Origin of the sequence: Eubacterium ventriosum (assembly GCF_025150745.1) — a bacterium.
In the GTDB taxonomy this organism is placed as follows: domain Bacteria; phylum Bacillota; class Clostridia; order Lachnospirales; family Lachnospiraceae; genus Eubacterium_G; species Eubacterium_G ventriosum.
Genome location: NZ_CP102282.1, coordinates 2305331 through 2329906 on the forward strand (window position 1 = coordinate 2305331; position 24576 = coordinate 2329906).

Below are 24576 nucleotides of genomic sequence, written 5' to 3' on the forward strand. Positions count from 1 at the left end.
AGGTGCAAGGTTTTCGTAATGCAGGCAAATATAATAACTTATTATATTTCTATAAAAGTTGTTGCATTGGAAACCTTTATTTGAGTATCAAGTTCAGTTAAAAGTGAATTTCTTCTTTCCTGTAAAGCCTCTATCTTCTTTTTCACATCTAAGGGATCAACAAGCTCAGTAGTATTCTCTTTCACATATGTATCAACAACTGCTAATGGCTTGTCATCTTTAACCTTGTTGTCTTTGCCTAAAATACTCAAACGCATACTTTCAGCCGTATCCTGTAATTGTGTGTTTTTAATATCACAAAAGCTAACTCTTTCATCATATTCGCTCTGGAGCTTATACTGGATTCTTCGCTCAAAGTCTGCTTCTCCATCATATGCGCCACCACCGCGTAGTCTGCTTCTAAGTGAAATTGCTCCGGCTACGGTAAATTTGCCATAAGATGTAGATATTTCTGTTTTTGCATTGGAATCAACAATAGCTGCATCAATTGTCTGAAACCTTTCTATAAGATCAGTTATCTGCTGATATGCTGCTGTTGCCTCTTTAACATAGTCTTCTTTTTTAACTCTCTTTTCAAAAACTTTATCTTCATTAGGTTTAATTGTGTCTATGAAGCTGGCTTTTTCTATTTTATCGTTTATCTTCTTTACTAATAAATCCCTTTCGTCCAAAGCCTGTGTTACTAACATTTTTTCGCTCATAAAAAACCTCCTTCGAAATCATTGTCTATACAATAATTCTAACGGAGGTTTTCTACTCTGTCATTGAACTTGTAGTATAATAATTTTTATTATTATGCTGCACGTCCATTCTTTATTCTTTCATAATATTCATATACTCGCTCATTGATTTCATTATGTGCATTATCACACAGTGTAAGTGGCTTTCTATTTCCACAAACAAGCAAATCTATTGGTACGTGAAACAAATCACTAAGTGCATACAAATTATCTATTGTTGGCATGCTGATACCATTAATCCAATGATATATACTCTGCACACTTCCAAGTTCAAGATATTCCTGCACATCCTTCACTGTCAAGCCACGCATATCCATGATTCTGCGGATGTTAATTCCTGTTTTTCGTTTGTCAATTATTGGAAACATTATTACCTCTTTCATTTCAAAAAACTACATTGTAACTTTAAGAGTGCTAGCCTTTGAATTATACACTTCTTATATTTAATAAACAAGCCATAATATTTCCAATTCACATCCAATCTTCAACATTAATTCATTTTCAATAAAAAACGTTACTTTCTAGTCCTAACCTTCTTCACACTACTCCACTTACTATTATAAGTCTTTCCCGCAACCACTTTGTACGCTCTAACCTTTATGTAATAGGTTTTCTTTTTTAGCTTGCTAAGCATTTTTGTAGTGTTTTTAGTCTTAACCGTTTTTGTTACCTTTTTGCCAAACTTCTTTGAAGTTGAATATTTTATCTCATATCCTTTTGCACCGGCAATTTTCTTAAATTTAAGTTTGATTTTCTTATTATTCTTTGTACGTGTAACCTGTTTGAATGTAACTTTCTTAACACTTAATTTAGTATTGATATTGTTGTTAACTGTAGTGTTTGTATTACTACCTTTATTATCATTATTGCTGGTTGTTATTTCGACCTGCTTTTTAGTTGCAACAATACCATAATTGCTTAAATGTGTTGTTTCAAAAATTATATATCCATCTTCAACAGTTGCATCTAACTGTTCAATGATTTTCCCATTCCTTGTAAATACAATTTTATATGTATCATAATCTTTCAGGTTATCAGGCATTTTGAATTTAACTTTAATTTTGAAGCCATTGACTTCTACTATTTCCTGCTTGTCGTTTAAGAAAAATATATCAACCAGATATTTTACATTTTCCTTTGAAAGACTCTCCGGTACATCCAATTCTTTTATTTGCAAACTATAATTAATATCATCAACCCACTCTAAAAATGTCACACTTCCATTTATACCGCTTGTAGACGTAATTTCCCTAGTTTCTGAATAGTTCGGATCTTTCTCCCAAGTTGCATACAATGTAATATTTGTAAATACATTTCCATCTTCACTTAAACCATCTTTGTCAAACTGTGAACTTTCATCGTTACTGTTTCGCCATGAGCCCCAATACATATATTTTAAGGATTCTCCTGAACCATCTTTCTTAGCATTCCATCCTTTAAAAATGTATCCTCTTCTTTCAGGAACGTATTGGAATATTTTCATTTCTGTTCCACTATCTGCTCCACCAAGATAATCATACTTCTGTGATTTCTGTCCTTCAATTGTTCCGCCATTGGCATCTAATGTAAGTACATATGAAAATGGTCTCATATCCTCTGGAAGATTTGGATCATTTAAACATCCATTCGCATCTACTCCGTAGAAAATATTACTTTTATACACGGCAGAAATAACCACATTAGAAGTTTTACTAAAATACGATTTATCTATTGACATTACAACCTTCCCATGGTAATCCCAACCACAAAATGTGCATCCTTCTCTTTGTGCAACGTACTTGCTTAAATCGATTGTTTTAAATTCATCTTTGTTTATTACAAGTAAAATCGAATATTGTCCATTAACTTTTCCACCAAAACCATCTATTTTCAAATAGTAGTTTTCTGTTTCATCTAAACTCTTATCAGAGAATCTGGCATATAAACTGCATCCATTCTTGTATGATACACCATTCATTTCACCCTGAGAAATAAAATCATCAATCTTAAGTTCTGTAACTATTTTATCTATGGTGTCATTCCTTGTCATTGTCCAACCTGCAAAAGCAGTTTCCCCATTATATGGAATAATGCCTTTTGTTATATCAGATACTTTTATGGATTTTTCGTTCTCATCAAAATTAAATTTTATAACCTTTCCATAAGTTCCGTCAATTTCCCCTTCTCCCGTTTTTAATACCACAGCGTATTCTCCGTCATCCGTGATTGTAAAAGCCTTCGCCTCCTGTGTCATAAATGGTATTGTTAATATACTTAACACTAACAAAAACATAATTTTCAAAAAATAATTTCTTCCCATAGTCCATCCTCCTAGTCTTTTAATTTTCAAAGCTTTTGTACTATTCCATAAGGTCTTGTCTTTAACATTATAAGTTGTCTAAATTATAATATTTTTTTAGTTTTTACACATCGTACTTTTTAAAAGAAAAATGGACATTTCCACTGAGACACATCCATTATTCTCTATTCGATATTAAGCCTATTGTATTTTTTATCTAAGCATAAAATTCTTTAACTGCTTGCGATTTTCTATATTTAATTTGTTAAATACACAGGTCAGATGTTGCTTAACTGTTCTTGGAGTGATTTCCAAATATTCTGAAATTTCTTTATTTGTCCAACCTCTGTTAGCAAGCATTGCAATAGTAAATTCAGTTGTTGTCAGATTATCAGCCACATCCTCATTAGTATCAGGATTATGTATTCGGCGCCATCCTGCACTAAACTTGTATGTAATATTAATTATCCTTGCATAATCTTCAGGATAATCTTTCTTCATGCAAGTTTCTATTAATCCCTGCAAAAGCCCATGATGTTCACCTATACCTTCTATTAGATTATCCGGCCTTGAAATCTCCCATACTTTCATAAAGTATACCTTAGCTTTATCCGTTTCTTTAAGGTTCATTAAATCCATTGCAACAACAAGATTTAAATAAATCATAGCTATTGGATATACCTTGCTACAAGTCATAAGACAGGTCTGTACTATTCCTAAAGAACGCTGATAATCTTTAACCAAATATGCTTTGTGTGCCAAAACATAGGCTCCCCACAACTGCATTCCCTTAGTAAATTCTGATAAATATTCAGCTAAAGGTGGTAAATCTCCAACAGGAATATGTAACAACGTATGTGCTGCTGTTGCTACAAATACACAACAGGCTCTTGTTTTCTTATCTGTTTCTTCTAGCATTGCTTCTTTAAGATATTCCTTTAACCTTTCAAGTCCAAATCTTGCCGAATGTATTCTATCAAGAGAAAGATTGGCAAATGTATATATCAGGCTTGCTGACAATTTAAGCATTATATCTTCGCAATTTAAATACATTTCAGCATATTCAACTGCTTTTTCGTGCCTTCCACTAAAATAATAGTATTCAGCATATGCCATTTCTTTCTGTGGAACATCATCTATACTTTCTATAAATTCTATGCACCTTCCTAGTGGAAATGCCGAACTCATAAGTAACATTGGTACTCGTGTTGTATGCTTTTCTTTTATTATTTCTTTTTTATCTGTAATCCCCAGCAAATAATCTGCAGAAACTCCAAACAACTTTGTTAACTTAATAAGTATGTCGCTACTTATAGTCTTGGTATCTCCGTTTAATATTCGTGTGATTTGTGATGGTGTAATTTCCAGCCTTCTTGCCAATTCACTTTTTGAAATACCTGCTTCTACACATAATTCTGCAATAATTTCTGACGGTGTTTTATTTGAGTCCATTCCAAACATCTCCTTTATTTCTAAAATATAACACATCTAAAACACCGTTGCAAATTTGCAAAACATCTGTCCAACTTTCTACCAATCCCCATCATCATAGTCATCCAACGCATCATCTACTCCATCTGCATAATCTGAATCACTATTATATCTGTCATCGTCATAATCATCATCCATATAAACATCTTCATATCCATCGTCATAAGACTTGTATGGATTGCTATATTTCTTCTTTGAAGAACTACCAGAAGAATTGCTCTTATATGAACTGCTTGATGAACTATTACTATATGTACCACTTGATGAACTGCTGTTTGAGTAACTACCTGAATAACTGTTGCTATCGTCTGATGAACTATTATCATAACTGCTATTTGAACTATTAGAATCCACTTCGTAATAACTATCTGTAGTTGCCTCTTCTAAAGCAGTAGTCTTGCTCTCCTGACTGTCTGATTCAACTTCATAATTTTCATCATTAACCCTATGATGATAACAATAGTCGCTACCATAAATTGGCTGATCCTTACATCCCGGTGCAGCACAGCTTCTTTTCTGCTCACTGTTAACTTCGTAAATAAACATTATTAAAAATAAGCCTCCCAAAACAATTGCCATAAATTTTATAAATGGTTTCAATGAATTATTGTTCATGATCTTTTCCTCCTATAATTATCCAAATTTAACTACTCATCATTTAGTAATTATTCAATACTTGATTGAAAAACTCATCGCAAAATCGAAGTTTTTTCCAATACATTATATAATGTATTTTCGGTTTTTCTGATATTTTATGTGATATAATCCTAATAAAACTGTTGAAAAGAGCTTAATTGTTTGTATGCAAAAATAGCGGCTCGCATTTTCTTCTGCAAAAGTTATTGCAACAACTTTTCAGAAATCACAATGATTTTGTTGCGTTAAGTTTTTCAATTAAAGGTGTACTTGTTGTTGATAAGTAAATTCTACTTTTTTAGCTGTCCCAAAAACACCCCTTGCAACGCTAATCTCGCAAAATTTAATTGCAATTTAAACTGCTAGTTTTTCCATGCTACTACTTTTGCAAACTAGCAGTTACCTTTGCAAAAGTGTATATTTTAAGTAGTCTTTGTTTGATCAGAAAGGAGGCTTTTATGCCAAAACAATTATCCTTATCTGAACGAATAATTATTGAACGTATGATTAGTAAAGACTACTCTTTTGCCTCTATTGGTAGAAATCTTGAACGTTCAGCTTCTACCATTTCTAGAGAAGTAATTAAATATCGATGCTTTGTTGATAGAATTCCTCTCCCTGGCGAGAATGATTGTACTCACAAAAACTCTTGCCTAAAGAATTCTATCTGCGATGATGTTGGAGTACATGGATGTTATGGATATCGTTGTAAGCGATGTCCTGAAGATCGTATATGCACAAATATTTGCGCTTCTTATGAATCTTCTCAATGTCCTCTTTTAGATAAACCTCCTTATGTCTGCACTAATTGTTCTATGCTTAAACAATGTAAACGTAACAAGGCTTACTATACAGCTCACAGAGCTGATGCTGCTCATCACAAAAGCATTCGCAATGCTCATTCCGGTGTCAGAAAAACTCCATCTGAATTAAGAGCAATTGCTGATATAATTGAACCTCTTATTGCTAAAGGTCAATCTCTAAATCACATTTGTGCTACGCACTTAGATGAATTGGGTATATCAGAGAGAACTCTCTATAATTACATTGACCAGGGTGTTTTTAAGGTTCGTAATATTGACCTTCCTAAAAAGGTTGTTTACAGGCAACGTAGGCCTAAAAAGGTTCTTACCAAGCTTGAATACCAATATAGACAAGGTCGCACCTATGAAGATTTCAAATCCTTCATGGAAGCAAACCCAGATCTACCTGTTGTAGAAATGGATACTGTAAAGGGTGGTCGTAATAAGGGAAAAGTATTTCTTACTATGATTTTTAGAAGGACAAGTTTTATGCTTATCTTTCTAATGAACGATGGAACTCAGGATAGTGTAATTCAGATTTTTGATTCCTTAACTGAGATTCTTGGAGTCTCTCTATTCAAGAGATTATTTCCTGTTATCTTGACCGATAACGGCGTTGAATTCAAAAATCCTCAAGCACTTGAACACACAAGAACAGGGCTTTCCAGAACTCGTGTATTCTTTTGTGATCCTCAAGCTTCGTGGCAAAAACCACAGGTCGAAAACAACCATCGTTTAATACGAAGAATACTTCCTAAAGGTGTTAGTTTTTCACCCCTCACTGTTGCTGACGTAACGTTAATCTGTTGTCATATAAACAGTGTTCTTCGTGAAAATTTAGATAACAAAACACCTTTTGATTTAATGGACTCCAAAGACGGAAAAAAGTTATTGTCTTTGCTACAACTTTCACCTATTCCACCCGATGAAGTTACTTTGAGTCCAAAGCTACTTAAGCGTTAATTAACATTTTAATTGATCAAACAAAGACTCCCATATCTTTTAAAGAAGCGGGGTTGCAGTTATTTTTTCAAAACTAATGTTATGCCGCTTATTAACTATGCACGAAAATATAGCAAAACAATAACTTTTTTATTATTATACACCATTTAAAGCTCAATTTTCACCCCATTTAAGGTTTAAAAAATTTGGTGTCAATATGTTCGTGCAGTTGCTTTTTCATTTAAAGCTAATCTCGCAATTTTTTGAGTTTTTTCAACATTTTTCTCGTTTTTTTGATTTTGTACTCCAATAAAAAAACCAATCTTTATATGCCAGACTAATTTCCAACATTTAAAGATTGACTTGTTTTTCTTCATAAATTATTATTTTATGCTATTTGAATATTAATTTTCTATTTTGTGCTTTTCTAATTAATTGGAGTGCCAACTTCAATCAGGTTTCCATCTAAATCGTAAAACCTAACCATTTTCTGTCCCCAACTATGTTCCATCAATTCATTCACATACTGAATTTCATATCTGCTATTATTAAGCTTTTCAACAAAATCCTCAATGTTCTTTTCTTCAAAATACAACTCAGTCATATTATTTTGTGGAACAACATCTTTCTCAAGAAAATCTTTCCAAATATTCTTGTCCTGAAGTACCAAACCTTCTGTCATTATTACGTTTCCATCATTGTTAAGTACAACTTGAAGTCCAAACAAATCTCTATAAAAATTAATAGATTCTTCTATATCAGAAACCACAATAAGTACATTTCTAAGTTTCATTTTTTTATATTCCTCTCACTAAATCTACTTTCATTATAGCAAATCTGTCCGGTGTTTAAAATATGAATTATTCTATTCTGCTTCAATACACTCTGCATTTGCTCGCATTTCTGCTGCCATATCAATTGCCTCGCCTACATTCATACCTTCCTTTGTCAACTTCATAGCTGTGTTAAGCTCATAAATATCGCCCATTGTTGCATTATCTCTTTCTAATTCACTTTCAATCTTTCTAATTCTGTGGTCTGCTACTGCATTTTCAATAAATTTAAACATATCAAATCCTCCTAATAATACTGCTTTCTATAAAATTTCAATGATTCAATACAAGACAACTTCTTAGCATCTGCGGGATTTGGTTAATTCCTGCGTTATCTTGTAATTCCAATATATCAGGAGAAAATGACATTATTTGTCATTTTGAAATGAAAGTTTGAAAATTTTTGAAATCTGTACCATATATGATGTTTTTCACTTGTATGGTACAGATTTGTTCTTCCCTGAGCTGGACAAGCTCTCTATCTGTACCATATGCGAATTTTTCTACTTATATGGTACAAATTTCTTCTACTCTGAGTCGGAACAAACTTTCATTTGTACCATGTGCAAATTTTTTCTCTTGTATGGTACAGATTTGTTCTTCCCCGAGCTGGAACAAGCTCTCATTTGTACCATATGCGAATTTTTTCTCTTGTATGGTACAGATTTGTTCTTCCCCGAGCTGGAACAAACTTTCATATGTACCATATGCAAATTTTTTCTCTTGTATGGTACAGATTTGTTCTTCCCCGAGCTGGAACAAGCTTTCATATGTACCATATACGAAATTTTCTTCTTATATGGTACATATTTCTTCTGCTCTGAGCTGGACAAGCTCTCTATCTGTACCATATATGAAATTTTTCGCGTATATGGTACAGATTTCTTCTAGTTTTAATTTGAGAATAAACTCAAACTTATAATCTGCCTCATAACAAACAATTCTTTAGTTCCATGGGGTAATTATCATTTAATTTCAATAGATTCAATCTTATAATCTGCTCCATAACAAACAATTCTTCAATCTTATGGGGTAATTCTGCGTCAGATTAGCCAGAACAAGCTTTATAACTTATCACAAAAAAACTGTTGCATTAATCTCTCACTAACACAACAGTTTTATTTATTCCGTAACTCCCTATGTAATTATATTTTAAGTTTCATTATTTGTAATTTCCCTATTTACTTTCCTGTTTCTTTTTTTCAAAGTGTTCTTTTGTTTCTTTTGCAACTACACCACTTAATGTAAATAATGCAATAATATTTGGTATTGCCATTAATCCGTTAAAGATATCGGCAATTGTCCATACTGCCTTTACAGTCATATATGGTCCGATAAATACTGCTAAGATGTATAACCATCTGTATACCTGAACTGCTGTTTTGCTCTTGTTTGATAAGTATTCCAAACATCTTTCACCATAGTAATCCCAACCAAGGATTGTTGTGAATGCGAAGAATACCAAACATACCATTAAGATAAATGATGAAACTTCGGCAGGTAAGAAACTTAAACCATTCTGGAATGCATGTGTTGTTACCTGAACTCCTTCAAGTCCTACCACTTTATATGAGTCCATCATTACAATTGAAAGACCTGTTAATGTACAAACAATGATTGTATCAATAAATGTACCTGTCATTGTTACAAGTCCCTGACGAACAGGTTCTTTTGTTTTTGCTGCTGCAGCTGCAATAGGTGCTGAACCAAGTCCGGCTTCGTTAGAGAAAATACCTCTTGCAATACCTTTCTGCATTGATATTGCTATTGAAGACAATACACCACCTGCCACTGCTTTAACACCAAAAGCATATTCAACAATTGTTGCTAATGCTCCCGGAAGTTTTTCAATATTAGTTACAATCAAAACTAATACTGTAACGATATATAATATAGCCATAAATGGTACTATAACCTGAGAAACACTTGATATTCTCTTAATACCACCAATGACAACTAAACCTACACAAATAGCTAATGCAAAAGCTGTAATAACTATGGCTATTGAATAATCAGTTCCTAAAATACTAACTGTATCTTCTTTGTTAGGATCAAAAAAAGACTGAACTGCTGATGCGATTCCGTTAACCTGTGTAAATGTTCCGATACCAAATAAACCTACACAAGCTCCAAAAAACGAAAAAACTTTTGCAAGCCATTTCCACTTATGTCCCATACCATTTTCTATGTAATAGAACGGTCCACCAAGAACATGACCTTCCTCATCAATAGTTCTGTAACGAACTGCCAAAAATCCTTCTGCATACTTAGTAGCCATTCCAAAGAATGCTGCTACCCACATCCAAAATAACGCTCCCGGTCCACCTACTGCAGTACCAAGTGCTGTACATCCGATGGCTGTTGCTACACCTACAATGTTACCTGTACCGATTGTTGCTGATAATGCTGTACATAGTGCTCCAAAACTACTAACTTCCCCATGTCCGTCTTCTTCGTTCTTAAACATATACTTAAGTGCCTTAGGCAAATGCACTATCTGTAATAGTCTTAACCGAAAAGTAAGGTAGATGCCTGCTGCAAGAATCAACACAATAAGTGGGATTCCCCAAACTAAATCATCTACCTTAACTAAAAAATCTGTAAAATCGCTCATAATATTCCTCCTGTCCTTTTGCCTGAGAGATTAGTGATGCTTCTAAAAATTTAAATATCACCTTACACCTTCGGCGCCTGAGTTAACACTGCCATATTCAAAATCTTATTTCCTGCACTTCTTTAACTCCCCTATCTAATCTAAAGAATCTCTCCAAAATAAATTCTGAAACGTTTGTGTCATCAGACCTCTCCAGTGGTTGTCTATTCTACTTTTTTTGACAACGCAACTATTATTGTAAGACCATATGGAAAATTATGCAATATATTTTTAGCAATTCTTTAGCATATTAAAGTTTTACAACATTACATTGCTATTTTGACTGCTATTTAATACTTAAACTTAATTTTTTAAAGTTGATTTTGTAAATTTTTAACGTTTTTATTATTTTTATAGTTTATAATTTAAATTTTTAAGCACTCCTTCACATTAAAATTCTACTGTAATTCTTAAGCTCTTTCCATCATCACTGAAAGCATTAATCTTGCCCTTGTGGTTTTGGACTATTCCCTTGGCTATTGAAAGACCAATTCCTGTTCCACCTGTTTGTGAATTTCTTGATTTATCAGTTCTGTAAAATCTTTCAAACAACACATTGTTGTTTCCTTTCCGTTTTTCATAACTTATTTTTGTTTACAATGGCAGTATACTTAGCGAAGCTTAAATGAACTTTAAAGTTTGCATAGTTTTTTGAGAACTTTTTGTGTTTTATTTTGGATTTTTTATTTCCAATTAATTGCGTCGATTACTTTTTTCTGCTATCATATTAAAGTATTTGCGTTTACAAAATCCGACACGCATTTTAGAGAGGTTAATATGTTAGAAACAATTGAAAAAATCAACTCTGCCGTCAACAACTTTATTTGGGGTGTTCCGGCAATGATTTGTATTATTGGCGTTGGTTTATATTTAAGTATAAGAACTAACTTTTTACAAATCAGAAAATTTCCATATGCCATCAAAACTACAATTGGGCGTATGTTTAAAAAGAAGGAAGCAAGTGATGGTTCCATTACACCATTTCAGGCTGTTTGTACCGCTCTTGCGGCAACTGTAGGTACGGGTAATATTGCAGGTGTTGCAGGTGCTATTGCCATTGGTGGTCCGGGTGCTGTTTTCTGGATGTGGATTTCAGCGCTTCTTGGTATGTGTACTAAGTTTACAGAAGTTACTCTTGCTGTTCATTTTCGTGAAAAAAATGCAGAAGGCGACTATGTTGGTGGTCCTATGTATTACATCAAAAACGGGCTTGGCAAAAATTGGCAGTTCCTTGCTGTTTTGTTTTCAGCTTTTGGTGTTTTAACTGTTTTCGGTACAGGTAATGCCACACAGGTTAACACTATTACTACCGCCATTGATTCTGCTCTTTTAAATTATAATGTTATTTCAAAAAATGGTGTTTCAACACTTAATTTAATTATGGGTATTGCAATTACTGTTCTTGTTGGACTTGTTTTATTAGGTGGTATTAAAAGAATCGGTAAGGTTGCCGAAAAGCTTGTTCCTTTTATGGCTTTGTTTTATGTAATTCTTGCCATCGGCGTAATTATTTTAAATTACAGACATGTTCCTACTGTTTTTGCTTCTATTTTTGAAGGAGCTTTTAAACCTTCATCTGTTACAGGTGGAGTTGTTGGCAGCATCTTTATTTGTATGAAAAAAGGTGTTTCACGAGGTATCTTTTCTAATGAAGCTGGTCTTGGTACAGGTTCAATTGCTCATGCATGTGCCGACACAAGAAAACCTGTAAAGCAGGGATTCTTTGGAATCTTTGAAGTTTTTGCAGATACTATTGTTATTTGTACTTTAACTGCCCTTGTTATTCTTTGCAGTGGCGTTAACATTGATTTCGGTAAAGCCGGCGGAGCAGAACTTACAATTCAGGGATTTACTTCAACTTATGGTAACTGGGTTTCACTCTTCACTGCTGTTGCAATGTGCTGTTTCGCATTTTCAACAATTATCGGTTGGGGATTGTATGGTGCAAGATGTATTGAATTTCTTTTCTCATCTAAGGTCATCAAACCTTTTATGGTTGTTTACTCATTGGTTGCCATTCTTGGTGCAACAGTAGACCTGGGACTTATTTGGAACATAGCTGACACATTTAACGGACTTATGGCAATTCCAAACTTGATTGCCTTGTTCTTATTGTCAGGTACAGTAGTTAAACTTATAAAAGAATATACTGAATTTTAAGGATTTAAGATTTTATTTGGTTGAACAACCCCGGGCGATGTCCTGGGGTTGTTTATTTGTTCAGTTAACACCACAACATTTTATACATTTTCTTATTGTTGTGGCACATTCTCTTAATTTACGGATACCCACGACGTTTTTACTCTTCACCCATATTAACTCTTTTAAATGCCCTATATAATGTTGCCACACAAAAAGTATCTCCCATCCACATAATAAAAAGTCGGCTTCTCGCCGACTTTTTATCACTGCATCATTCCATAAAAAATGCCTGACAATATTATCACTAAAAATATAACAAGTGTAATTCTTGCTGCCCATACATAGGTTCTATCTATCTTTGTTGTGTTTTTCTTCTTTTCGAAGCCATTCTCTTTCGCTATGCTTAGTGCTCTGCTCCAATCTTCATCTCTAACTACAACTCGTTTGAAAATATTAAAATCTGCACCTTGGACTCTAAGATATCCACCTGCTCCATCTGCATGTACCTGTGCAAAAATCCCCTGACTTTCCAAAAGACCTACAAGCATCTGAATCTCAACTTCGTTGTTTGTTGCGTATACTTCTTTCATATGTTTTTCCCCTCATTCTGTTATTCAAATATTGTTGGCATTTCAGGATTTCCATATGCTTCAAAACACATCAACAACTGCTCTCTTGTACATTTTTCCACAGCAAGATTTTCAGGTATTTCATCTTTCCCAAAAAATCCTATCTCCGTTGTTTCTATGTTTTTCTCAAACTCACCGAATTCATATTTACACTGAACAAAAATCTTGATTACACCATAAGCATAATTTGTCACGTTATGTTTTCGCCAATCCTGAACTGCAATGATTTTTTCTGATTTTACAGTTAATCCTGACTCTTCTCTAACTTCCTTCTCCGTATTAGAAGCCACCGACTGGTTAACATCACACCAACCTCCCGGCAAAGACCATGTGCCATTATTTTCGTGAACAAGAAGAATCTTTCCGTCAATGAATACTGCTGCTCTCGTATCAACCTTAGGTGTTTGATACCCTGTTTCATTGCAAAACAAGTCATAAACTCTTTCTACCGAAATGTCCGTTTTAACTGAAATCATTTCAGCCGCAATACTCCTTATTTCCTCATAACGCTCCTTATCATATTTATCTTTTCCATATTGCAATCCTGCCTGCGCTATGCTTTGAAGACGAATTGCAAAATCAATCCATTTATCGTTTATTGTTATCACCTCCAGATTTAAATTATTTTCCTTGTTTTGTAAAATACAATAACATATTTTTTTTACTTAATCAATCCCATTACAAGTGTCGTAATTCCTGCTAATATTGCAGCAATCACTGCCAAAATCCGCTCAAAAAATCTCTGGCGTCATTTATTCCATAAACACATACCAAAATGTATAACACATATCCCGGAACGCAAATCAATTTAAAAACCTTACTGTTTTTGCTTATTTTTTCTCACATCACTATTAATACTGCTATCTCTAACTCAAACTTTCCACTCTATCCTTTATTATTCTCTTTAAGAACACATATCCTACCAGACACGCCACAATCTCTGTTATTGGAAATGCCCACCATATTAATGATACTCCCATCTGGCCATTTCTTACAAATATTGAGAAAATTCCTGCCAATGGCAATATAAGTACTAGCTGCCTTATTAATGAAATTATAAGTGACTCAATTCCTCCGTCCAGTGCCTGATAAATTCCCTGATATGCCACATTTATTCCTGCGAAAATAAAGCTAATAGAAATAATTCTCATTGCCCAGATAAAATATTCTCTTGACTCTCCTGCATTAAATAATGTTGCAAAAGCTCCCGGAAATACTTCTGTAATAGCAATTCCTAGAATCATTAACGCCATTGTGTATGCAAGACCATATTTGATGCCATCTTTGATTCTCTTTTTGCTACCCATTCCATAAGCAAAAGCTATTATAGGTGTTATAGCATCTCTAAGTCCAAATGCAAGGAATAGTACAAACTGCTGCACTTTGTAGAAAAGTCCATATGCTGTCTGGGCTGACGGACTAAATTTCAAAATCAGGTTCATTACATAAACCATTATCGACATAAGTGCCTGTGCAATAATTGCCGGCAGTCCAATTGAATATATTTCCTTAATTATTCTGCCTTCAGGCTTCATATATTTAAATTCATGCTCAAATTCTTTATTTAACTTTATATGAAAAACAAACAATAACAGTGCTGATGAAATCTGACCTATTACAGTTGCATAAGCAGCTCCCTCTACGCCCATTTCAGGAACAGGTCCAATACCATAAATCATAATTGGATCTAAAATAATATTTACCACTGCTCCCACAACCTGACCTATTGTAGAATAAAGTGAACGACCTGTTGCCTGCAATAACTTTTCAAATAATGAAAAGAAAATAATTCCAAAAGAAATAACACAACATATTCTAAGATAACTTGTCCCCATTGAAATAACTTGTGAATCAACTGTCTGTGATGAAATATATATTTTCACCCCAAAAATTCCAAACAGCAAACATACTGCATAAATAATTGCTCCAAGAAATAAACTGTTTCCTGCAACTTTTGCGGCTTTTTTATTATTTCCCTGTCCCAAAGTTCTTGCAAGAAGTGCGTTAGTTCCAACACCTGTACCAATACCAACTGCAACCATAAGCATCTGAACCGGAAAAACCAGCGTAAGTGCATTAAGTGCCGCCTCACTTCCTGTCTTCATATTTCCTACAAAAGCACTGTCCACAATATTGTAAACTGCCTGCAATGCCATTGACAAAATCATTGGTAACCCCATCTGAACCATTAACTTATTTACCGGCATTTTCCTCATCTTGTTACTTTCTGCCATTTTAATTTAACCCTCCTAACTGCAAAAAAGTGTGCACTTATCTTATAAGTTGGACTTACGCTGATAAGCTACACACTTTTTTAGTGACTTTATATAATTTCTATAATTCCAATGGATTTTCCATAAAAGAAAAAACGAGTAGCAAAAACTGGATTTACGCTAGTTCGCTACTCGTTCAGTAGTTTATTATATTTGTCATTTTCAAAAAAGTCAAACGAATTTTTTATTCATTATCATATGAATGAAAGAACTTTGACAGATTATTCAGGCTTTTTAGAAGTACCTTTACTTCATCTTCGCTCATTTCACTAATAGCTGCCTGTGACATTTTCTCATGAAACTCTTCATGATGTTTATAAGCCTTTATACCTTTTTCTGTTAAAGTTATATTAACAATTCTTCTGTCTTCCTCGCTTCTGTTTCGCTCAACATAGTGCTTCTTTACAAGACTGTTCATAGAAGTTGTAAGCGAGCCCACAGTTATCTTCATCTTCTTGGCAATTGTTGTCATATTATTGCCTTCGCCAAGTCCTACGGCCTCAATAATATGCATATCATTGTTTGTTATATCTTTAAATTCTTCAGTTATAATCGCCTTTTCTTCCAGTTCCCATATTTCCTGGAATAAATGCACTAATACATCATTAATTTTTTCAAATGTTGTCATCAATCTCTCCATTAAATTTATCTACGGTTTTGCATCTACTTTTAATACTAACATTATTTAAGCCTATTTTCAAATAAGAATTTAAAATAAAACAATTCAAAATGCAAACTTCCAAATAAAACTTTCAAAATAATTTCATTAAAATAATTCGGTATACAAAAATAAATCAATTTAAACTTCTTTTTCTTCCAGCAGTTCTTTAAATACCTTCTTTACAGTTGTAATTTTATTAACTTTGTACGCATCTGCTCCGCAAAAAAGTAACGCCTCATCTGTTTTTCCCTTTGCTGCATATATTAATCTTTCTGTTATGCAATAAGGAATTTCTTTAGGATTACATCTTGCAAGGCAACCTAAACATTTCTTTGGTGTAAATTTTTCACCATTTATTACTTTTTCCATAAATTTATTTTTTATGGCTCGGCCTGGCATTCCAACAGGACTTTTTACTATTACTATATCTTCTTTTTTGGCCTTGATATATTCTTTTTTGTAATTTTCATCTGCATCACATTCTTTAGTTGGCACAAATCTTGTTGCTACCTGAACTCCTTGTGCCCCCAAGTCAAAAGCATGTTTTACCTTATTTTTGTCACTTATTCCACCGGCAACAACTACAGGAATGTCTTTGTTGTATTTTTTTTCATATTCTTTTACAACATCTATTATTCCTTTAATTTCATTGTCATAATCAAGTTCACTTTCAAGTTCTTCCACTGAAAAACCTAAATGCCCTCCGGCTTTTGGTCCCTCAATTATAATCATATCTGCTGTTGCGTTATGTCTTCTGTCCCAATATTTTAAAATAACTTTTGCCGACTTTACACTTGAAACAATTGGAGCCATCTTTGTTTTAAAACCTTTAAGATATTCCGGAAGTTCTGTTGGAAGACCTGCCCCTGACACTATAATATCTGCCCCTGCTTTTGCAGCTTCAATAACATGCTCCCTGTAATCTTTCAGGGCAACCATTATATTAAATCCTATAATTCCATTTGGTGAAATTCGTCTTGCTTTTTCATATTCTTTCTTTATTGCTTTTTTGTTGGCAAGTCTTGGATTATTTTCAAAATCCTCTTCCTTAAATCCGATTTGTGCAGAAGAAATAATTCCCACTCCACCTTCTTTTGCCACGGCTCCTGCAAGATTTCCAAGGCTGATTCCTACCCCCATTCCACCTTGTACTATAGGCCTTTCTGCTATTAAATCTCCAATCTGTAAAGGTTTATAATTCATCCATAACTCCTTATTTAAACTGCTTTCTAATATCCATTGCTAAAAAAGTTGTATCTTTCATCTACTAATTGTTCCTTAGTAATTTTTGTTTTTTCAGCAAGGAATTTCACAATTTCTTTATCCATTTTTTCCGTAATTTTAGGTAACGTATCCGTTGTATATTTTTCAGGTTCAAAGAAAACCTTCTTAACTATTCCCATTTCTTTTAAATCTTTTGCAGTCATTTTCATTGCTCCTGCGGCTTCCTTAGCCCTCTTGCTGTCCTTCCAGAGAATACTGGCATAACCTTCCGGAGACAAAATTGAATAAACTGCATTTTCCATCATCCATACTTCATCTGCAACAGCCAAAGCCAACGCACCGCCACTTCCACCTTCTCCAATTACTATTGAAAGAATCGGTGTTCTAAGTGATGACATTTCAAAAAGATTTCTTGCAATTGCCTCTCCCTGACCGCGCTCCTCTGCTTCCAAGCCACAGAATGCTCCCGGTGTGTCCACAAAACAAATTACCGGTCGGTTAAATTTCTCTGCCTGTTTCATCAATCGTAAAGCCTTTCTATATCCGTCAGGTGATGGCATTCCAAAATTATGTTCAAGATTCTCTTTTGTGTTATGACCTTTTTCCTGTGCAATTACCGTAACCGGCATTCCATGAAAAGATGCAATGCCACCGATTATTGCCTGATCATCCTTAAAATATCTGTCTCCATGAAATTCTACAAAATCATCAAAAAGCAAATCTATATAGTCGCTGGCAATAGGTCTATCATTCATTCTTGACGCCAAAACCCTATCCCAAGCTGACTTTTTAACTGACTCAGTAATCATTTTAATCGATTCTCTTTTCTTCTGAGCCATTGTTGATTTTTCTTTTTTTATGTTAAAATTATCTGTGTAAGACTTATCATCTTTTTTATGCAAAGTAAGAATTGTTATTAACCTATTTCTTAATTTTTTTCGCTCCACTATCCCATCAATAAAACCATGTTCCAAAAGAAACTCTGACCTTTGAAAACCTTTAGGCAATTTCTGCCCAATAGTCTGCTCAATTACCCTTGGTCCCGCGAAACCGATTAACGCTTTAGGCTCCGCCAAAATAATATCACCAAGCATTGCAAAGCTTGCAGTAACGCCTCCTGTAGTTGGATCAGTCAAAACTGAAATATATAAATTTCCTGATTCACTATGTCTTTTCAACGCTGCTGAAGTCTTTGCCATCTGCATAAGAGAAACCATTCCCTCCTGCATTCTTGCTCCACCTGAGCAGGCAAAAATAATAACCGGAATATTTTCTTTTGTTGCATACTCCACAGTTTTTGCAATCTTCTCCCCTACAACTTCACCCATACTTGCCATAAGGAAACGCCCGTCACAAACGGCAATAGCCACCGAATTGCCACCAATTGTGGCTCTTCCTGTTGTAACAGCCTCATCAAGCCCAGTCTTATCCCTTAACGCCTGAACTTTTGCTTCATAGCCTTTCATCTTCAATGGATTTCTTGTATTAAGTCCTTCAAACATAGGCTCAAAACTATCCTTATCCACAACCATCTCAATTCTCCTGTAAGCATGAACCCTGAAATAACCGCCACACTTAGGACAAATATAATTATTATTCTTCACATCTTCAGCCAAAACAATAGAGCTACACTTCTTGCACTTTCTGAGAAGACCGTCTGGCACATTGGAAGTGTTGACCTTAATTGTAACGTAATCTTTATTTTTTCTATCAAATAACTTTTTAAATTTCATAAACCTCTCCATCTGCTACTTTTTATCCCTTCTCGCGGAAGAATTTTTCTGACGCAAACACGTTGAATTTCTTATTTTGCTCCGCCGCCTATTGTACAGTGAAAACTTAAACTCGCCTTCGGCTCAAACAGTAAGTTTATCACTGTACGCTATGCTCGCAAAATTGCAAAATTCTGCCTATTGTTTGCTTGTCAGGAAAATTCTTCCGCGAGAAATAGCAAAATAATAGCTCCATCAATTTTTATGCTATGTTTTCAATGTTTTTGTTGAAATTTTCTATAAAGTTTACATCAAAGTGTCCACTTTGGAAAACTGAATCATTGAGAATGCTATACAAGTAGTCCACGTTTGTGTCGATTCCTTCTACGATTACTTCTCCCAGTGCGCTTATCATTTTCTTTATGGCTTCTTCTCTGTTTTCTCCATGTACTATTAGTTTGGCCAGCATTGAGTCGTAGTATGGTGTTACTTCATAGCCGTTGTATACTGCTGAGTCTATTCTGACTCCGTTACCTCCCGGTAGGTATAGGTCGGTTATTACTCCCGGTGATGGTCTAAAGTTTAGTAGTGGATTTTCTGCATTTATTCTGCATTCTATGGCATGACCATTTATTTTTATGTCTTTTTGTTTGTATGATAGTGGTTGCCCATCTGCTATTTTTATTTGTTCTTTTATTAGGTCTATTCCTGTTACTGTTTCTGTTACAGGATGTTCAACCTGTATTCTTGTGTTCATTTCCATAAAATAGAATTTGTCTTTATCCAAAAGGAACTCTATTGTTCCTGCGTTTTCGTATTTTGCTGCTTTCGCGGCACGTACTGCTGTGTCGCCCATTTTTTTTCTTAATTCATCTGACAGAATTACACTTGGAGATTCTTCTATCATTTTCTGATGATTTCGCTGAATTGAACAGTCACGCTCTCCTAAATGGATTACATTGCCAAATTTGTCTGCTAATATTTGAAATTCTATATGTCTTGGATTTTCCACAAAATGTTCTATATACATTGTTCCATCATCAAAAGCTGCTTCGCTTTCTTTTTTGGCTGCGTTAAATGCCTGTTCAAATTCTTCAGGGTCATACGCCACACGCATTCCTTTTCCACCGCCACCTAAAGCTGCTTTTATGATTACCGGATATCCAACCTGGTCTGCTATTTTCTTTCCCGTTTTGCTATCATATATCTGTTCTTCACTTCCTGGAATTACAGGTACATTGGCCTCTATCATTGTTTTTCTTGCAACTGACTTGTTTCCCAGATTATACATTACATCTGATTTTGGTCCAATAAAAATAATATTGCACTGCTCGCATAATCTGGCAAATTTGCTATTTTCTGATAAAAAACCAAATCCGGGATGAATTGCATCTGCACCTGTTGCAATTGTTGCGCTAATTATACTTTCCATATTTAAATAACTTTCACTTGCCTTTGTTTCCCCTATACAAATAGCTTCATCTGCTAATTGTGTGTGAAGTGCATCTTTGTCTGCCTTTGAATATACAGCTACAGTCTCAATACCCATTTCTCTACATGCTCTTATTATCCTTACTGCTATTTCACCTCTGTTTGCAATTAAAAGTTTCTGAATCATATCATTCTCCAATTCCAGGCGGGTTAAAGTTGTTACCCAACCATAAATGTAAGTTCTGCTTTTGCCACAACTTTTCCGTCTACGCTTGCTATTGCCTGGCCTATTCCCATAGGTCCTTTCTGCTTAATAATTTTTGTTTCAAGTTTTAATTTGTCCCCTGGCACTACTTTTCCTTTAAATCTACATTTATTTATTCCACCAAAGAATGCAGTCTTTCCCTTAAAACCTTCCTGACTAAGTATTGCCACCGCTCCAACCTGCGCAAGGGCCTCTATAGTAAGTACTCCCGGCATAACCGGCTCCTGTGGAAAATGCCCCCTAAAAAAATCTTCTCTAAAGGTTACGCATTTATAACCAACGGCATACTCCCCCGGCTTATAGTCTTCAATATAATCTATTAAAAGAAAAGGATGTCTATGGGGAATAATTTCTTCTATTTCTTTAATTCCTAACATTTTTTAATTCCTCTTTTTCTACTCTACTTCAAATAATGGCTGACCATATTCTACTGTCTGCTCATTTTCAACTAAAACTTTTGTTACAACGCCATCAAATTCACTTTCGATTTCATTCATCAGCTTCATTGCCTCTACTATTGCAACTACCTGACCTTTTTTCACTGTGTCTCCTACCTGAACAAACGGCTTTGCCCCTTCTTCCGGTGCAAGATATACAGTTCCAACCAATGGAGAATTAATTACATTGCCTGTTAAAACTTCTTTCTGTTCGATACTTTCTTCTGCATTTTCCTGTTTGACTAAAACATCTTGTGCTACAGGTTTTGGTGAAGCAATAACTTCAACTTCTGTCTTTTTTTCCAAATGCAGTTTTGCTCCATTTTCTTCATAATCAAATATGTCAATTTTAGAATTTGAAATAGCATTAATTAAATCTTTTATTTCACTTATATCCATTTTCATCACCTATTTTTCATATTTTTTAACTGCTAATGTTCCATTATGTCCGCCAAAACCTAATGAATTGCTTAAAGCTACTTTCACAGTGCATTTTTCCCCTGAACCTTTCATATAATTAAGGTCGCATTCTTCATCTTCGTTTTCAAGACCTATTGTCTGATGTATGTAATTGTCCTGAATTGACTTAACACATGTGATAAATTCAACTCCACCTGCTGCACCTAAAAGATGTCCAATCATGGATTTTGTAGAATTAATTTTCACAGACTTAGCAGCTTCTCCCAATGCCAACTTTATTGCTCTTGTTTCAAATAAGTCATTATGATGTGTGCTTGTTCCGTGAGCGTTAATATAATCTACTTCCTCAGGTTTAACTCCTGCTTCTTCCATTGCAAGGGTCATCGCCTTAGCTGCACCACTTCCATCTTCTGCCGGAGATGTAATGTGATAAGCATCACATGTTGCACCGTATCCCACAACTTCTGCAAATATGTTTGCGCCTCTGTTTATTGCATGTTGTAATTCTTCTAACACAACAATTCCGGCACCTTCACCCATTACAAAACCGCTTCTATCTTTGTCAAAAGGTCGTGAAGCTTTTGTTTTATCTGTTTCTTTTGTAAGTGCGGTAAGACTTGAAAAACCTGCCACGCCAATAGGTGTTATGGCACTTTCTGTTCCACCTGCTACCATTACATCAGCCTCGCCATATTTTATTGTTCTAAAAGCTTCTCCAATACAATGAGTTCCTGTAGCACAGGCTGTTACAATGTTTACGCATTTTCCTTTAAGACCTAAGTCTATAGCCACATTTCCTGCTGCCATATTTGTAATCATCATTGGCACAAGCAAAGGTTTTACCCTTGAAGGTCCTTTTTCAAGAAGCTTAGCATGTTCCTCTTCCATATCTCCCAGGCCTCCAATTCCCGAGCCCACACTTACACCTACTCTGTATGGATCTTCCTTTTCCATATCTATACCTGACTGAACAAAAGCTTCTTTTGCAGCAGCTACTGCATATTGTGAAAAAGGTGAAAGTCTTTTCGCCTGTTTAAATCCTAATACTTCTTTTGCATTAAAATCCTTAACTTCCGCTGCAAGTTTTGCACTATAATCTGTTGTGTCAAACTTAGTTATTTCGTCTATTCCAAGAACTCCTGCCTTAACGTTGTTCCAGAAAGTTTCTACATTATTTCCAATAGGTGTAATTGCACCCATTCCTGTTACTACAACTCTTCTCTCCATTACCTATCTCCTATAATTACATTACCATTCCGCCATCTATGTTAATAACCTGACCTGTTATATAATCGCTTTTCTCTGAACTAAGAAAAAGTGCCAGTTCTGCTATTTCCTCAGGTTTGCCAAATCTTCCAAGTGGTATTTGTCCTTTAGCACCCTCTTTAACTTTGTCTGATAATGTAATTGTCATATCAGTATCAACAAAGCCCGGTGCAATTGCATTAACATTAATATTCCTTGAAGCCAATTCTCTTGCTGCCGACTTTGTAAGCCCAATAATACCTGCCTTTGATGCTGAATAATTAGCCTGTCCTGCATTTCCCGTAACTCCTGATACAGAAGAAATATTAATAATTTTTCCTTTTCTCTGCTTTACCATTGCTCTTGAGGCAAATCTTATAGTATTAAATGTTCCTTTTAAGTTAACATTAATAACACTGTCAAAATCTTCTTCTTTCATTCCCATCAAAAGTCCGTCTCTTGTTATTCCCGCATTATTTACAAGGATATCGATTCTTCCATATTCTTTAACAATATCTCCAATAAACTTTTCACACTTGTCAAAGTCTGAAACATCGCATTTATATGTAACTGCTTTACCACCCTTTTCTCTAATCTCTGCTTCCAAAGCTTGTGCCGCCTGAACTGAGCCCTGATAATTGATGATTACAGTTGCACCATTTTCTGCCATTTTCTTTGCTATGGCTGCGCCAATGCCTCTTGACGCTCCCGTAATTACAGCTATTTTTTCATTTAACATAAAACTCTCCATACTGTTTTTATTTTAATATGCTCTCTCCATATGATTTACAAACTTTTCGTCATAGTTTTTTATCATAATATTTATAAACTGATTTCCTTTAGTTTATCTAAATCATCTACCGTGCTAATATTGATGCATTTAACATTTCTGTCTATTTTTCTAATAAATCCTGCTAAAGTTTTACCAGGGCCTATCTCAACAAAAGTATCAACACCATTATTAATCATATTTCTTACACTTTGCTCCCATTTAACAGGTGAAGAAATTTGTTTAACCAAAAGTTCTTTTGTTTTTGAAATATCGCTCACATATTCCCCTGTTACATTTGTAACATATGGAATTTCTAATTCTGTTAAATTAATTTTTTCCAACTCCACAGACATTTTTTCTCCGGCAGTTTTCAAAAATTTTGAATGAAACGGACCGCTAACATTAAGTTCTATTACTCTTTTTGCTCCACTTTCATTTAAAACTTTTGCTGCTTTTTCAACTGCAGGTTTTAAACCTGTAATAACAATCTGCCCCGGGCAATTGTAATTAGCTATGTCCACATCATCTATGTCTAAAATTAATTCTTCTATCTTAGATGTTTCCATTCCTAATACTGCTGCCATAGCTCCTGCTTTTTTAGGATTGTCCGTTGGAACCGCTTCATCCATAAAAATTCCTCTTTTTCTAACAGCCACAATCGCCTCTTTTTCTGTCATTCCATGCGCTGCTACAATTGCCGCGTATTCTCCAAGGCTTAAGCCCGCTGCTACATCAGGCTTTATACCAAGATTTTCAACTTCTTTTGTAATTGCAAGACAGGTTGTAACCAAAGCCGCCTGTGTATATTTTGTGTTATTTATAAGTTCATTTTCTTCAAAACAAATATTTTTTATGTCAAAATCCAAAACTTTATCAGCTTCATCAAAAATTCTTTTTGCATTAGGTTTTGTTTCATAAAAATCTTTTCCCATGCCAATTTTTTGAGCACCCTGTCCCGGATAAATAAATGCTATCTTTCCCATTTTATG

At 34.6% G+C, this 24576-nt stretch carries 24 protein-coding genes and 1 riboswitch; of the genes, 2 read left to right on the plus strand and 22 right to left on the minus strand.

The window, feature by feature from the left end:
• Positions 1 to 41: 41 nt before the first annotated feature.
• From NQ558_RS10340 to NQ558_RS10360, 5 genes are all read right to left on the minus strand, one after another.
• Positions 42 to 701, minus strand: a complete 660-nt coding sequence (locus NQ558_RS10340; protein WP_005360623.1) for a hypothetical protein — start codon at positions 699 to 701, stop codon at positions 42 to 44.
• 92 nt (positions 702 to 793) lie between these two features.
• A complete protein-coding gene (locus NQ558_RS10345; RefSeq protein WP_005360621.1) occupies positions 794 to 1123 on the minus strand; it encodes a helix-turn-helix domain-containing protein in 330 nt (109 codons plus the stop codon).
• A gap of 131 nt (positions 1124 to 1254) precedes the next feature.
• Positions 1255 to 3039: an InlB B-repeat-containing protein gene (locus tag NQ558_RS10350; RefSeq protein ID WP_005360619.1), complete on the minus strand. Its 1785-nt coding sequence runs from the start codon at positions 3037 to 3039 to the stop codon at positions 1255 to 1257.
• A gap of 192 nt (positions 3040 to 3231) precedes the next feature.
• Positions 3232 to 4470, minus strand: coding sequence for a helix-turn-helix domain-containing protein (locus tag NQ558_RS10355; protein ID WP_050750951.1), 1239 nt, complete (start codon positions 4468 to 4470; stop codon positions 3232 to 3234).
• A 78-nt stretch (positions 4471 to 4548) separates the two neighbouring features.
• Entirely contained in the window at positions 4549 to 5124 is a 576-nt protein-coding gene (locus NQ558_RS10360; protein ID WP_005360613.1) for a hypothetical protein, read from the minus strand.
• 479 nt (positions 5125 to 5603) lie between these two features.
• On the opposite strand from NQ558_RS10360, the gene NQ558_RS10365 reads away from it, so the two are divergent.
• Positions 5604 to 6911: an IS30 family transposase gene (locus NQ558_RS10365; RefSeq protein ID WP_040446367.1), complete on the plus strand. Its 1308-nt coding sequence runs from the start codon at positions 5604 to 5606 to the stop codon at positions 6909 to 6911.
• 191 nt (positions 6912 to 7102) lie between these two features.
• On the opposite strand, the gene NQ558_RS10370 is transcribed toward NQ558_RS10365, so the two are convergent.
• From NQ558_RS10370 to NQ558_RS10390, 5 genes are all read right to left on the minus strand, one after another.
• Positions 7103 to 7267 (minus strand): hypothetical protein, encoded by a 165-nt coding sequence (locus tag NQ558_RS10370; protein ID WP_005360599.1) that lies wholly within the window; start codon positions 7265 to 7267, stop codon positions 7103 to 7105.
• Positions 7268 to 7317: 50 nt separating this feature from the next.
• Positions 7318 to 7683 carry a VOC family protein gene (locus tag NQ558_RS10375; RefSeq protein WP_005360596.1) on the minus strand — a complete coding sequence of 122 codons (366 nt, stop codon included), beginning with the start codon at positions 7681 to 7683 and terminating at the stop codon, positions 7318 to 7320.
• Positions 7684 to 7755: 72 nt separating this feature from the next.
• Positions 7756 to 7959 carry a hypothetical protein gene (locus tag NQ558_RS10380; protein WP_005360594.1) on the minus strand — a complete coding sequence of 68 codons (204 nt, stop codon included), beginning with the start codon at positions 7957 to 7959 and terminating at the stop codon, positions 7756 to 7758.
• Positions 7960 to 8900: 941 nt separating this feature from the next.
• Complete coding sequence (locus NQ558_RS10385; RefSeq protein ID WP_412098422.1) at positions 8901 to 10340, minus strand: alanine/glycine:cation symporter family protein; 1440 nt, start codon at positions 10338 to 10340, stop codon at positions 8901 to 8903.
• Positions 10338 to 10504, minus strand: a riboswitch (glycine riboswitch). (Overlaps the previous gene by 3 nt.)
• Before the next feature lie 262 nt (positions 10505 to 10766).
• A complete protein-coding gene (locus tag NQ558_RS10390; protein WP_084812541.1) occupies positions 10767 to 10964 on the minus strand; it encodes an ATP-binding protein in 198 nt (65 codons plus the stop codon).
• Between the two features lie 189 nt (positions 10965 to 11153).
• On the opposite strand from NQ558_RS10390, the gene NQ558_RS10395 reads away from it, so the two are divergent.
• Positions 11154 to 12536 (plus strand): alanine/glycine:cation symporter family protein, encoded by a 1383-nt coding sequence (locus NQ558_RS10395; protein WP_005360587.1) that lies wholly within the window; start codon positions 11154 to 11156, stop codon positions 12534 to 12536.
• 245 nt (positions 12537 to 12781) lie between these two features.
• Here the strand turns inward: NQ558_RS10395 and NQ558_RS10400 are convergent, their stop codons facing one another.
• The 12 genes from NQ558_RS10400 to fabD form a co-directional block, all read right to left on the minus strand.
• Positions 12782 to 13108: a putative signal transducing protein gene (locus NQ558_RS10400; protein ID WP_005360581.1), complete on the minus strand. Its 327-nt coding sequence runs from the start codon at positions 13106 to 13108 to the stop codon at positions 12782 to 12784.
• A gap of 20 nt (positions 13109 to 13128) precedes the next feature.
• Positions 13129 to 13752: an NUDIX hydrolase N-terminal domain-containing protein gene (locus NQ558_RS10405; protein ID WP_242652112.1), complete on the minus strand. Its 624-nt coding sequence runs from the start codon at positions 13750 to 13752 to the stop codon at positions 13129 to 13131.
• Between the two features lie 261 nt (positions 13753 to 14013).
• Positions 14014 to 15381, minus strand: coding sequence for an MATE family efflux transporter (locus tag NQ558_RS10410; protein WP_005360577.1), 1368 nt, complete (start codon positions 15379 to 15381; stop codon positions 14014 to 14016).
• Positions 15382 to 15604: 223 nt separating this feature from the next.
• A complete protein-coding gene (locus tag NQ558_RS10415) occupies positions 15605 to 16060 on the minus strand; it encodes a MarR family winged helix-turn-helix transcriptional regulator (RefSeq protein ID WP_005360572.1) in 456 nt (151 codons plus the stop codon).
• Between the two features lie 159 nt (positions 16061 to 16219).
• A complete protein-coding gene (locus tag NQ558_RS10420) occupies positions 16220 to 17284 on the minus strand; it encodes an NAD(P)H-dependent flavin oxidoreductase (RefSeq protein WP_005360570.1) in 1065 nt (354 codons plus the stop codon).
• Between the two features lie 26 nt (positions 17285 to 17310).
• On the minus strand, positions 17311 to 19038 hold the full coding sequence (locus NQ558_RS10425) for an acetyl-CoA carboxylase carboxyltransferase subunit alpha (protein WP_084812540.1): 1728 nt from the start codon (positions 19036 to 19038) through the stop codon (positions 17311 to 17313).
• Positions 19039 to 19279: 241 nt separating this feature from the next.
• Complete coding sequence (locus tag NQ558_RS10430; RefSeq protein ID WP_005360567.1) at positions 19280 to 20635, minus strand: acetyl-CoA carboxylase biotin carboxylase subunit; 1356 nt, start codon at positions 20633 to 20635, stop codon at positions 19280 to 19282.
• Between the two features lie 32 nt (positions 20636 to 20667).
• Positions 20668 to 21090 carry a 3-hydroxyacyl-ACP dehydratase FabZ gene (gene fabZ / locus NQ558_RS10435; RefSeq protein WP_005360566.1) on the minus strand — a complete coding sequence of 141 codons (423 nt, stop codon included), beginning with the start codon at positions 21088 to 21090 and terminating at the stop codon, positions 20668 to 20670.
• A gap of 18 nt (positions 21091 to 21108) precedes the next feature.
• Positions 21109 to 21549 (minus strand): acetyl-CoA carboxylase biotin carboxyl carrier protein, encoded by a 441-nt coding sequence (accB, locus tag NQ558_RS10440; RefSeq protein ID WP_040446358.1) that lies wholly within the window; start codon positions 21547 to 21549, stop codon positions 21109 to 21111.
• A 9-nt stretch (positions 21550 to 21558) separates the two neighbouring features.
• The gene (gene fabF / locus NQ558_RS10445; protein ID WP_005360562.1) at positions 21559 to 22797 is read right to left on the minus strand and encodes a beta-ketoacyl-ACP synthase II; all 1239 of its coding nucleotides are present in this window, start codon (positions 22795 to 22797) and stop codon (positions 21559 to 21561) included.
• A gap of 16 nt (positions 22798 to 22813) precedes the next feature.
• A complete protein-coding gene (gene fabG, locus NQ558_RS10450) occupies positions 22814 to 23554 on the minus strand; it encodes a 3-oxoacyl-[acyl-carrier-protein] reductase (RefSeq protein ID WP_040446357.1) in 741 nt (246 codons plus the stop codon).
• Between the two features lie 83 nt (positions 23555 to 23637).
• A complete protein-coding gene (fabD, locus tag NQ558_RS10455) occupies positions 23638 to 24570 on the minus strand; it encodes an ACP S-malonyltransferase (protein WP_005360559.1) in 933 nt (310 codons plus the stop codon).
• Positions 24571 to 24576: the final 6 nt, after the last annotated feature.

Coding starts and splice junctions, on each gene's coding strand:
- NQ558_RS10340 (WP_005360623.1), bottom strand. CDS start 701: ATGAGCGAAAAAATGTTAGTAACACAGGCTTTGGACGAAAGGGATTTA.
- NQ558_RS10345 (WP_005360621.1), bottom strand. CDS start 1,123: ATGAAAGAGGTAATAATGTTTCCAATAATTGACAAACGAAAAACAGGA.
- NQ558_RS10350 (WP_005360619.1), bottom strand. CDS start 3,039: ATGGGAAGAAATTATTTTTTGAAAATTATGTTTTTGTTAGTGTTAAGT.
- NQ558_RS10355 (WP_050750951.1), bottom strand. CDS start 4,470: ATGGACTCAAATAAAACACCGTCAGAAATTATTGCAGAATTATGTGTA.
- NQ558_RS10360 (WP_005360613.1), bottom strand. CDS start 5,124: ATGAACAATAATTCATTGAAACCATTTATAAAATTTATGGCAATTGTT.
- NQ558_RS10365 (WP_040446367.1), top strand. CDS start 5,604: ATGCCAAAACAATTATCCTTATCTGAACGAATAATTATTGAACGTATG.
- NQ558_RS10370 (WP_005360599.1), bottom strand. CDS start 7,267: ATGAAGAAAAACAAGTCAATCTTTAAATGTTGGAAATTAGTCTGGCAT.
- NQ558_RS10375 (WP_005360596.1), bottom strand. CDS start 7,683: ATGAAACTTAGAAATGTACTTATTGTGGTTTCTGATATAGAAGAATCT.
- NQ558_RS10380 (WP_005360594.1), bottom strand. CDS start 7,959: ATGTTTAAATTTATTGAAAATGCAGTAGCAGACCACAGAATTAGAAAG.
- NQ558_RS10395 (WP_005360587.1), top strand. CDS start 11,154: ATGTTAGAAACAATTGAAAAAATCAACTCTGCCGTCAACAACTTTATT.
- NQ558_RS10400 (WP_005360581.1), bottom strand. CDS start 13,108: ATGAAAGAAGTATACGCAACAAACAACGAAGTTGAGATTCAGATGCTT.
- NQ558_RS10410 (WP_005360577.1), bottom strand. CDS start 15,381: ATGGCAGAAAGTAACAAGATGAGGAAAATGCCGGTAAATAAGTTAATG.
- NQ558_RS10415 (WP_005360572.1), bottom strand. CDS start 16,060: ATGGAGAGATTGATGACAACATTTGAAAAAATTAATGATGTATTAGTG.
- NQ558_RS10420 (WP_005360570.1), bottom strand. CDS start 17,284: ATGAATTATAAACCTTTACAGATTGGAGATTTAATAGCAGAAAGGCCT.
- NQ558_RS10425 (WP_084812540.1), bottom strand. CDS start 19,038: ATGAAATTTAAAAAGTTATTTGATAGAAAAAATAAAGATTACGTTACA.
- NQ558_RS10430 (WP_005360567.1), bottom strand. CDS start 20,635: ATGATTCAGAAACTTTTAATTGCAAACAGAGGTGAAATAGCAGTAAGG.
- fabZ (WP_005360566.1), bottom strand. CDS start 21,090: ATGTTAGGAATTAAAGAAATAGAAGAAATTATTCCCCATAGACATCCT.
- accB (WP_040446358.1), bottom strand. CDS start 21,549: ATGGATATAAGTGAAATAAAAGATTTAATTAATGCTATTTCAAATTCT.
- fabF (WP_005360562.1), bottom strand. CDS start 22,797: ATGGAGAGAAGAGTTGTAGTAACAGGAATGGGTGCAATTACACCTATT.
- fabG (WP_040446357.1), bottom strand. CDS start 23,554: ATGTTAAATGAAAAAATAGCTGTAATTACGGGAGCGTCAAGAGGCATT.
- fabD (WP_005360559.1), bottom strand. CDS start 24,570: ATGGGAAAGATAGCATTTATTTATCCGGGACAGGGTGCTCAAAAAATT.